Below are 11,369 nucleotides of genomic sequence, written 5' to 3' on the forward strand. Positions count from 1 at the left end.
CACGCCCCGATCGCAGCATCGAGACGTTCCTGAAGACCTGCCTCTCGATCGACCTGAAAAGCCTGCGCGAGTTTCTCAAAAACACCCCGTCGGCCAACCTGGTCGAGGAAAAAATCGAGAAAACCGCCATCTCCATCCGCTCGGTGCTGACCAACTACGCCAAGTCGCTGCGCTACCTGCAGGGGCTGGATAAAGAGGGCAAACCGGAGTTCAGCATCCGCGAGTGGATGACCGACGCGCAGTACGACAGCAGCTGGCTGTTTATCTCCACCACAGCCCGCCACCGCAAGGCAGTGCGCCCGCTGATATCCATGTGGCTGTCGCTGGCCACCCTGCTGCTGCAGAGCATGGGGGAGAACAGCGACCGGCGCGTGTGGTTCGTCGGCGATGAGATTGCCAGCCTGCAGAAGATACCGGAGTTCAACGAAACGCTGGCCGAAGCGCGCAAGTTCGGCGGCTGCTTCGTGCTGGGGATCCAGAACATCCCGCAGCTGGTGCACATCTACGGCCGCGAGATGGCCAAAGCCATCCTGGACCTGCTCAACACCCGCGCCTACGGCCGCTCGCCGAGCGCCGAGGTGGCCAAAATGGTGGAAGAGGAGCTGGGACATCAGCGCCGGCGCGAGGCGCGCGAACAGAACAGCTACGGCCTCGACCAGATTCGGGACGGTATCTCCATCAGCAGGGACAAGGTCAACGAGCCCATCGTGGACTACGACCAGATTATGAAGATGCCCAACCTGCGCTTTTACGTACGCCTGCCGGGCGAATACCCGGTGGTGAAGCTGAGCCTGAAGTACCGCAAACAGAAGAAATATCATCCGGCGCTGATGGAGCGCGACTTCCGTGACCGGCTGAGTCCCGAACTCGAGCGCATCATCGAAAATAACGAGCGCAGCGCCCGGGCGGCGGACATTTCGTTCCCGACCGGAGAGGAGTGGCTGGAAGGGGAGGACCGCGCTTCCGCGCCCGCTCCGGTTAAACCTAAGGCTGCCTCGCCGTCCGCCGCGCCGGCAAAAGCTGACGTCCCCGTGACGACGCCGGAGCCGGCTACCGTGAGAAAGGGGAAGCCGTCTGTCGCACCGGGCCAGCCTGCTGTTCCCGCTACGCCTGCCGCCGACATAAGCGCATCGTCAGGGTCTTCTAACGTGCGACCGTTCCCGCGCCGCGAAGTAGTTCCGCGCGTCACTACGGTTCCGGCTGAATCATCCACACCTGCCATTGTCCCGGAGGGCGGTACCGCCACAGCACCGTCGGAAATCATCAGGGTTGTTTCCACGCCGGCACCGGCCAGGAAAGAGGTGGGTTCGCCGCTTTCTCCACTGGAGAGGATGAGAAGGCTCCAGAACAGCACATCAGGTAATGCAGAAACCGACAGCGAAGCCCCCGCGGGTGAAGCCCCCGAACTGCACATGCAGATGGAGAAAGACGACGGGGGCCGGCTGACCGTGCGGCACATCAGCCCGCGTAAAACCGAACAGCAGCGCGAGGAAGAGCGTGCCGCACAGCACGGCGACGCCAACGCGCGCATGGCCGACGACGAAAAGAACATCCTGCGACACCGCGACGACTACGCGGCGTATCAGGAGATGAGTGACAGCCTGGACCCGGGAGGGTATGAACGATGATGACCGTTGCCCCGGTGGCCTCTGCCGCCGACGCTGCCGGCTACTACAGCAGCAAGGATAACTACTACTTTCTGGACGACATGCCCACCCAGTGGCTGGGCGAGGGCGCGCGCGAGCTGGGGCTGGAAGGCCCGGTCGATCTCGATACTTTCACCGGAATTCTGCACGGCAGCCTCCCCAATGGTGTGGTACTGGGTAAGGATGTTCAGGGGGCACACGTGCACCGCCCCGGTCATGACTTTACCTTCTCGGCACCCAAGAGCGTCTCAATGCTGATTCTCGCCGGCGGCGATAAACGCCTGCTGGAGGCGCACCACGATGCGGTGAAAGAAACGCTGGCCATCATGGAACAGATGGTGAGCGCGCGCGACACGAAGGACGGCGTCACGCGCATCACGCCAACCGGAAAAATGGTCGCTGCGCTGTTCACGCACGACACTTCGCGTAACCTCGATCCGCAGATCCATACTCACGCAGTGGTTGCCAACGTGACGGAGCTGGACGGGAAGTGGAAAGCGCTGGCTACCGATGCGATCCACGGCGCCGGCTTCATCGAAACGGTGTACCGCAACCAGATAACGTACGGCAAAATTTACCGCAACCTGCTGAAAGGTAAGGCGGAAGATATTGGGTATGAAACGTTGCCCACCGGCGGCCGGCACGACCTGTGGGAAATAAAGGGCTTTACCGGGGAGGTGCTGGACGAATTCTCATCGCGCCATCGTGAAATTCATGCGCGCGCAGGCGAAGACGCTTCGCTGAAAAGCCGCGACGTGGCAGCGCTGGACACGCGCCAGCGCAAGCAGGATATCAGTCAGTATGGCGCAGACGAAACGGCACCGTTACGCACCCGGCAGGAACCGGCCGCCTCACCAGAGCAGGCTGTGAATGCGTCTGACAGAGTCCCTGAAGCAGGCACTGAGGCGACGTTAAAATCTGCAGTCCGGGAGCAGGAAGAGCCGATTGCTAAGCCGGAAACCGCAGACGGACGGGCCCGTCTGCGCGATCGCTGGCAGCGGCAGATGGACGACGTTGGTTTTGATCTTCAGGGCGTCATGAATGAAGCCCGCGAGCGTGAAAAATCCCGGCCTGATGCCGGTGAGGTGCAGGACGCGCCAGTGCAGGCGATGGAGGCGGTCCGCACCGCCATTTCCGTGCTGAGCGACAACAAAACGCGGTTTACCTATGGGGACATCCTGCTGACTGCACACAACGCCGGTGAGCTGCAGAACAGCATTCCGGACCTGCGCAGGGCGCTGGATCAGGCGATTCATGACAACCTGCTCGTGCCTCTCGACGGAGATAAGGGCGTATTTACCTCGCATATTCACCTGCTGGATGAGCTGTCAGTGCAGTCACTGGCGGCGGATATTCTGAAAGAGAACAGGGTGGTCAATTTCAGCCTCACCGGCAGTCCGGTTCCCGGGCACCTTGATCACGTGGCCCGGGCGCCCGCCGTTATCATCAGCGCACCGGCCTCAGTCGGCCGTCTGCGTGCGGTAACAGAAGAACTGGTGACAATGTCACGTGAACAGGGGCGTGAGGTCAGTGTACTGACCAGTTCAGCCGAGCGCGCACTCAGCTTTGCCAAATCACCGGTGCTCAAAGACCGGCTTCTCCACCGCAGCCGCATGCCTGATGGCACCTTCAGCCTTGCTCCCCAGAGTACGGTCATCGTGGAAAGTGCGGAAAAGCTCAGCCTGAAGGAAATGCTGGTGCTGACCGGAGAGGCTCAGCTGCAGAACGCGCAGCTGCTGTTTCTGGACAGCGCCGGACGGCAGTCAAACGCGAACGCACTGTCCGTGCTGGCCGCAGCGGGGGTAGAACGTCAGAGCCTGAACGCACCGTCTGACGGTATTGAGGTCCGCGTGACCAGCATTCAGGACAAGCGAGAGCGCTATCGTGCACTCGCAGAGCGTTTTGTCGGAATGGACCCCGCAGCCGGTCCCGTGACGGCGGTTGTGGCCGGTCCGCGTGAGCAGGCCCAGCTGACTGGTGTCATCCGGAATGCGCTGAAAGATGCCGGACGACTGGGGGAGGCGCCGGTCAGCATTGTGGCGCGCACGCCGGTGTATATGACAGCAAAAGAGCGTCGCCTCCCTCAGACCTACCGCGCCGGTATGGTGCTGGAAGACAGGTCGGAGAGAAATGAAACGCGTCACTACGTCATTGACCGCGTACATGATGAAACCCGCATGCTCTCCCTGATTGACGGAGATGGTGTACTTTCCCGTGTAAAGCTCAGCGCACTTTCCGGGGACTGGCGCCTGTTTACACAGTCTCAGCTGGAGGTTGCTGCGGGGGAGCGGCTGTTTGCGCTTGCCGGCGACAAAAACGCCGGGCTGAAGGCACGTGATCGCCTCACCGTCACGTCCGTTGAGAATGGCGCACTTGTCGTGCAGCGGGAGGGGCAGAAAAAGCCGCTGCGTATCGACCCGGCAAATCCGCTTTACGTTACATACGGCTACGTCAGTGCCCCCGGAAGCCGGGACAACGAGCACGGTACCGTGCTGGCCAGCCTCGGGGCTCAGGATCTGTCGGTCAACATGATTAACGCGCTGGCGCAGTCTGGCCATGAGGCCGAAATATTTACCGGCGAAGCCCTGAGCCGGGCGGAAGAGAAGCTAGGCCGCCTGCGCTCAACACGCTCCCCGCTGTCTCTGGTCCGTCAGGCCAGCGGGAAGGAAGACGCCAGTGAGGCCATAGACACGCTCAGTACGCAGCTGCTCTCTGACGCGCAGAAAGCCGTTACGCGCGGCGTCGCGCAGATGCGGGAGGTCGCTTTCTCCCGGACAAAACTGCTTGATGAGGCGCTGACGTTCTGTGGTGACCTGAAGCTCATCAAAAATGAAATTACCCGGCAGGTCAAGGAAGGTGATCTCATCGGGGTACAGACCAGCGCCGGGCCCCACTTCGTTGCGCGGTCCACATGGGAGATGGAAAAAGCCATCCTCGGTGAAATCGATCGGGGTAAAAACACACAGGTTCCGCTGATGGCACAGGTCGATCCGGCTCTCCTGTCAGGCCTGACGCAGGGGCAGAAAGAGGCCACCTCGCTTATTCTGAAGAGTCCGGACCGCTTTACGGCCGTGCAGGGGTATGCGGGCGTCGGTAAAACCACCCAGTTTAATGCGGTAAAGGCGGCTATTGATACCCTGCCGGCTGACGTGCGTCCGGTTATCGTCGGGCTGGGGCCGACTCACCGGGCGGTAAAAGAGATGGCGGGGACGGGCATTGATGCACAGACGCTTAAGTCGTTTGTACTGGACTGGCAGACGCGCAGCGCCGCCGGTGAGGACGTCCGCTACGACAATATGCTGTTTCTTATCGATGAGTCTTCCATGATCGGTAACCAGGACACCGCGGCGGCGTACCGCGCAATCGCTGCCGGCAACGGCCGTGCCGTGGCGGTGGGGGACATTGCGCAGCTGCAGTCGCCTGAAAGTGGCGCGCCGTTCCAGCTGATGCAGGAGCGGAGCCCGATCGACGTCGCGGTGATGAAGGAAATCGTGCGCCAGCGTGATGCGGCGCTGAAGTCTGCGGTTTACAGCATCATCGGTAATGATTCCGCAGCGGCGCTGAGAAATATTGAAAGCGTCGCGCCAGACGTTGTACCCCGCCGGGCAGGTACGGTGGTACCTGGCGGATCAATTGTTCAGTCAGCAGACCCGGTGTCCAGCATTGTGGCTGACTTTATGAGCCGCGCCGATGAGGCGCGGGAGCAGACCATGATCATGGTGCAGTTGCATGAAGACCGCAGAGCCATCAACGAGGGCATCCATAATGCGATGGTGGTGGCGAAAGAGCTGGGCGGGGAAGCCCGGACCGTCTCTGTCCTGGACCGGATTAATGGCGGGCGGCACGATTTTAACCGCATAAAGGACTGGGAAACCGGTCAGGTGGTTATGGCAAACCAGCGGTATCTGCACGTTACCGGCGTGGACCACGAAAATGGCAACGTCACCCTGCGGGATGAAGCGGGGCGCACGCACTACTGGTCGCCGCAGGAGCTTAACGCAATGGAAATCGAGGTTTTTGAACACCGTGAAATTGAGCTGCGCACCGGTGACAGCGTCCGCCTGAGTAAAACCCAGAAGCAGGCCGGTCACGCTGCGCACGAGCAATACCGCGTCGATGAACTGCGCGAAAACGGTGAGATTGTTCTGCGTAACGGCAGCGGGGTGAAGGTCATCGACCCGGCGACAACGCTGGCAGACCGGCACGTGGATTACAGCTGGGCGGTCACCGGCTATGGTGCGCAGGGTGCCAGTGCCCGGTACTCGCTGGCGCTGGAAGGCGTGGAAGGTGCCCGTAAGCGGATGAGCGGCGCGCGGGCGTTTTATATCAACGTCTCACGCGCGAAGGACCATGTCCAGATTGTTACAGATGACAGAGCCGGCTGGATGGAGACGCTCGGCGTCCGAAAAAACGGACCGGCGACGGCGCATGATGCGCTTATGCCGGAGCCTGAGCGGGATCAGGCCCGGCGGATCTGGGCGATGGGGCAGGCCGCGTCGAAAACCGCAATGGGCCGTGCGTACCTGCGGTCAAACGGCCTCAGCGGCAGCCCCGTGACGGCACGTATCATCCCGCCGACGCGAAAGTTCCCTGAACCCCACCTGGCCCTGCCGGTGTTTGACGGTAACGGTAAACCAGCGGGCCTGACAATGGTTCCGCTGCGCCCCGGAAGCGGTGACGTCGATCGGGGGGCCGAGCGGCGTATCGTCACCGACGGCGCGCAGGCCGCACTTGTACAGAAAAGCCGGAACGGAGAAACACTTGTGGTGGCCACGCTGGAAGAGGCGCTCAGTGCGGCGCGAAAATACCCGACGTCCGGCATTCTGCTGAAGACCGGGGACGCCGCTCCGTCTCCGCAGCTGCTGAAGGTTTCCGGCGGCCTGGAGCCGCTCGCCGGGGCGGCGGTGGAAGAGGCGGTCAGCAGCCTGCAGAGCCCGCCGCCTGTTCCGGATGAACCGGTCACGCCGGCGGCACCCACCGGCATTGGCGACGAGACCATCAGAGACCTCGTCAGGCAGGACGCGCATCAGCCTGATGTGCCGGACGCGCCGGAGGTGCAGTTCAGCGTCAGAGACGGGCGGGCAGACGTGGCGGCAGAGGAAACGCTCGCCGCAGACCTCAGCCGTGCAGTCCCACAGGAGGCGGCTGACATTGAGAAGTCTGTGGACCTTATCGTGAAGCCTGCCGTGGACGAAACGGACCTGGCCGGCCGGGTTCTGGAAGGCAGCCGGCAGGCTTATCCGGAGGTCAGGATGCCGGAGGAGAGCCGGGAGCAGCCGGCGCCTTCCGGAAAAGGAGAATCAGAACTGGCAACAGAGCTTGTCGCAGGTTCGCGGACGGACAGGGAGATTGCGGCGGGGATCAGCATACCGGTTCAGCACGAGGGGCCGGAGCGCCTGCCGCCCGAACTGTCTCACGAGCCGTCCCGGAACATACAAAAAGAACGTTAATTACTGCGGCCCGCCCTGTGCGGCCGCCTCACCTTCCGCCTGCTCCGCGCAGGCATGCGAGAGAAATCATGAAACAGATCCTGAAACTGGCCGCCATTGCGCTGGCCATGAGCACCGCTTTGCCCTCAGCACCATCGAATGCGGCTGAGGCTGCAGAGTTTACCCCCGCGCAGCAGGCCCGCATTGGTGAAATTGCCGCTGACTACCTGGTGGCTCACCCCGACGTGCTCATTGAGGTGAGCAAAAAGCTGCAGGCGCGCCAGCAGGCGATGCAGCAGCAGGCTTACGTGCAGTCTGCGCTTAAAGCTCACCGGCTGCTGATGCAGCTCGACGGCGTTCCGGTTAAGGGGCCGGCGGATTCGAAGGTCATCGTTACGGAGTTCTTTGACTACGAATGCATCGCCTGCAGCATGATGGCACCGGTGATGGAAAAGGTGATGGCCGCCAGCGCCGGCGTACGCTTTGCCTTCCGCGACTGGACCATCTTTGCTGCACGCTATCCGGAATCGACGCTGGCCTCGCACCGCGGGCTGGGTATTTACCGCAGGCAGGGCGCGGAGGCCTACATGGCCTTCCACAACGGGATTTACCGGACCGGTCACAACGAGGGGAAACTCACGACAGAGGATATTGAAAAGGTGGCCACGGCCGCCGGCGCAGGTGCCGCTTCCGGTGATGACAGCGCCGTTTCCGACAGGCTCATCGAAAACAACGACGCGCTGGCGGAGATGCTGGGACTGACGGGCACGCCGGGCATTATCGTCATGCCGGCTGAGAATGCCACGGCAGACAACACCACCGTCATCCCGGGCGTCGTCAGTGAAGACGTCCTGCAGCAGGCCATCGTCCGCGCAGGCGGAAACTAAAAAAGCCCGGTGCAGAACCGGGCAACCAGCAGCGCCGGCATTATCAGAATGGTTTCACTGCCGGCGCGTGAGAGGGTATCGGCCATCCCGCCAGAACCTTTACCCCCTGACGGCCACGTCGTTCAGGCTGTTCGTTCCTCGCGCCGCTGCGGTACGCCTCAGCCTGACTGCCCTGCCCGTCGCCTGAATGGCGATCGTCTGCGATCGTTCCGCTGAATAGTGAAAAATTACCCGTCCCCCGTGCTCTCAGTCGTTTCAGCGTCCCGCCAGGCGCAGAACTGCGTTAAGCCACAACCGCAGTTGTGATGACGGTCACGGTAAAATTTATCGGTGAACTTTTTTTATCCATACGATTCGTGCTATGTGCAATCTGTGCTGAATTTAACCGGTTGAGATGGGTATTCTTTTCAGAATTCGCCGGGCGGCGATCCTTTTTAGATCCTTGTCGAATACTGTGGTGGTTGACGACGGGGATGTGCGAAAACCTTTGGCCGGACATGCGCGGCGCGGGCAGAATTGAACCGGATGGGACGTATCCGTTAAAACGTCCTGGGTACGGAGCGCGGCATTTACCGGGCTCTGAATGCAAAAACCCCCTGACTCTGCTTAATCAACTTGGCGGAAGATTCAGAATCAGGGGGTCCAAAAGCAGGCACTGCGCCTGCAACGGATTATAACGCATGCAGTTCATAAGACAACCCCTGTCCGCCATAAGTTCAGGACAGGGTGAATGACCAGATTTTAATCGGGTTAAACGACCCGACCTCCAGACCTGACGGGCGCCATCGCGGCGATCACGCTGTCACCTGCAAATGTCCTGAGCCTGTCTGGTTCGCGCCGCAGAACTATCGCCCGCTGCCGGGTGAGTTTGGCCACGCCATGCGCCGGCTCGTCGTGAAGGACCGGGCCACCGGCCAGCTGCGCCTGCGCCAGCGGATCTCACGCAATCCGTATTTCGTCAGGCTGCGCCACGCGGCCGGCCGCGAGCGCGACTTCCGGCCGGAGCGCCGCGCGCTGATTGACGCGATCATTCCATTGCTGATACAGCGCGCTGATATAGCCACCTGGGTAGTCACCGTTAACGTTGGCAGTCTCGCAGAAGAGCTCAGCCCGAAAGACGAGAATGGCGACGTCATACCCGGCACCCGGGTCGAGCCGTGCCGGCTGTCGCGCCTTTTTCCGGAGCTGGCGCGATACGGGCTGCTGGAGATGCCTTCGCTTGAGTGGGACCCGGTTGAGAAATTCTGGATGCCGCGTCATATCGTGCTCACCGATCGTTTCTGGCAGCTGTGCGGCGTCAACATGGATAAGCTGTATTTCCAGCGTAACGAGCGCCTCGTAGCTGAAGCGGAGGGCATTATCGAGCCGGGTACGCATGAGTCGGTGCGCGCCGCCCGCCAGCGCTGGTATGAGAACATGCGCATGGCTACGCTGCTGAAGCGGCGTGAAAAGGCCGTGAAAGAGAAGCGCCGCAAAAAGCTGGGCAAACTTCCGCTCGACGAGCGCCGTACGGCGATGGCCAGCTGGCTTATCCGGACGCTGCCGAACCACGAGCTGATGAACACCGACGCGGAGGCCTTTGACCGCCTGGTGTGGCAGAACCTGAACCAGCTGGAGCTCGGCCTCGGCTACGAGCCCGCCCCGCCCGACGTCGTCCACTGACGAACACCTGCGAATTTTACCGCCTTGACTGGCGGTAAAGGCGTTTGTGCCGCAGATAAAATCGCGTATTTCCGGCCCGCAGCGGCATCCTTTTTCCCGCAAAATATCCCACATTCGCGCCGCTCTCCGGTCGCGGAATTTTTTATCCACACTTATCCGCAATCGTAAAGCGTGACTTACCTGCAAACAGATCTGAAACTACCCGCAAAACATTCCTGACTTACGTCAGAAAGGATTAATCAGAAAAGATAAATAAGGTGTTCATGCCAGCATTCTGCGGGAATAAATAAGGCCTTCGCTTGCAACGGCCGTAAACGTCCGCGCCGCTCAGAATCTGAAGCACCTCCCGCTGACGCGGGCCCCCTTCTGAGCAGTTAGTTACAACAGACAAAGAATTCACTGTAATCAGCCAGTTCTGAACCATCCAGCCCCTCTCAGACCGGACCCGCGCCGGACCTGAAGTCCGGTTGCCCCCACTGACCAGCCCCGGCCGCCCGGCCCGGAGGGCCGGAACTGCAGTGGCTGATAAATGGATGCTGTAACTACAGAGTCTGAGCTGCTTACAGGCCGGAGGCCCGCGGTTTCTTTCTTTCGTCTCCGACCGTCAGACTTCAGTGCGCCTGAATGGCCGCTGCTTAAACGGCGTCGGTCAGGGAGGGGTTGGGCTTTCGCCACCATCGGCCCTGTAACCGGCTCCGCCGGGCTCACGGCGCCCGGTGGCATTAGCGCAGTCCTGAACGGTTTCTGGCGCCTCCATGCCGCTCACGCGGCATTCACGGGACGGGCTGCGCACGGCTCGCCCGTCCGGGGGGTTGCGGTTCCCGCCGGGCGGGCTTACCCTGTGTATCCGTGGTAAGTCAGTCACCTTTTCGGAGGCTTTCAGCATGGTGAGCAATCATGCAGCCCGCAGGCTGTTCTGCATGACCGGGCGCATTTCCGCCACGCGCCGGCTGGTCTGGTGCGACGGCGTTCCCCGCACTGAGAAACGAGGCACCCGCCGCAGGCGCGGGTCCGGCACAGGGGAGAACGGCCATGAATGACAACGCCCTTCGCCGCTATGAAACCATGTGCCTGATTGCCGGGCACGTGGTGTTTTCTCTGGTGGCGGAGGGGCACGAGACACGCCGCGCCGCCATTGCGGACGTGCTGCGCACGGAGATGCTGAAGCGTGACCGGCACGACCCGTACGAGCTGCAGGCCATGACCCGGGCCGTGAGGCTGCTGGAGGGGGACCCCGTTCAGGACTGAAATGATGACGATGACGCATGAATGCGGACGCGCCGGGGTGGCGCACCTCGCCTGGTGCGGGCTGATTGCACTGCACACCGCCCGCCGCGACGGGCTCGTGACGTCACCCGCGCAGGACAACCTGTTTCTGACCCGCTGGCTGGCCACCGCCGAAAAGCAGCGCCGGTTCCCCCGGGAGCTGGCCCCGGACATCCGCTGGCTGCTCAGCGAGGGGCGGAGTAAAGGGGTGCACGCCGACATGCCCGGCAAGCTGCAGTACCTCTGGGAGAGCGCCAGCGGCGACGTCGCCCGGATGCCCGACCTCGTCCGCCTGCGCCACGTCGTGAGTGCGGTAAAGCTGGCCGGGTGGATTTACCGCACGCTGAGCGACAGCGAGTGGCACGGGCGCAAAGCGCTGCGCCTGAACCCCGGCGTGTGGGGCCTGTACGTGAACCTGACCGGACTGGAGCACGGGTTTGACGAAGGCGGCCGGCAGACCCGCCCGCTGCCCGCCCGCA

The 11,369-nt window shown here is 61.9% G+C and carries 6 protein-coding genes; all 6 read left to right on the forward strand.

Annotated elements, in window-relative coordinates; all coding sequences use genetic code 11:
• On the forward strand, positions 1-1,628 hold a 1,628-nt coding region (locus CBW22_RS22975), incomplete at its 5' end, for a type IV secretion system DNA-binding domain-containing protein (protein WP_176428172.1).
• Positions 1,625-7,096: a MobF family relaxase gene (gene mobF, locus CBW22_RS22980; RefSeq protein ID WP_088517967.1), complete on the forward strand. Its 5,472-nt coding sequence runs from the start codon at positions 1,625-1,627 to the stop codon at positions 7,094-7,096. The genes CBW22_RS22975 and mobF, both read left to right, overlap by 4 nt.
• Positions 7,097-7,164: 68 nt before the next feature.
• Complete coding sequence (locus CBW22_RS22985; protein ID WP_088517968.1) at positions 7,165-7,962, forward strand: DsbA family protein; 798 nt, start codon at positions 7,165-7,167, stop codon at positions 7,960-7,962.
• Between the two features lie 726 nt (positions 7,963-8,688).
• The gene (gene repA, locus CBW22_RS22990; RefSeq protein WP_088517969.1) at positions 8,689-9,624 is read left to right on the forward strand and encodes a plasmid replication initiator RepA; all 936 of its coding nucleotides are present in this window, start codon (positions 8,689-8,691) and stop codon (positions 9,622-9,624) included.
• 1,032 nt (positions 9,625-10,656) lie between these two features.
• A complete protein-coding gene (locus CBW22_RS22995; RefSeq protein ID WP_141097353.1) occupies positions 10,657-10,872 on the forward strand; it encodes a DUF2767 family protein in 216 nt (71 codons plus the stop codon).
• A 4-nt stretch (positions 10,873-10,876) separates the two neighbouring features.
• The coding region (locus CBW22_RS23000) for a DUF2913 family protein (protein WP_441339123.1) at positions 10,877-11,369 on the forward strand (493 nt) is incomplete at its 3' end.

This window comes from Pantoea sp. VS1 (assembly GCF_002207995.1).
Taxonomy (GTDB): Bacteria; Pseudomonadota; Gammaproteobacteria; order Enterobacterales; family Enterobacteriaceae; genus Pantoea; species Pantoea dispersa.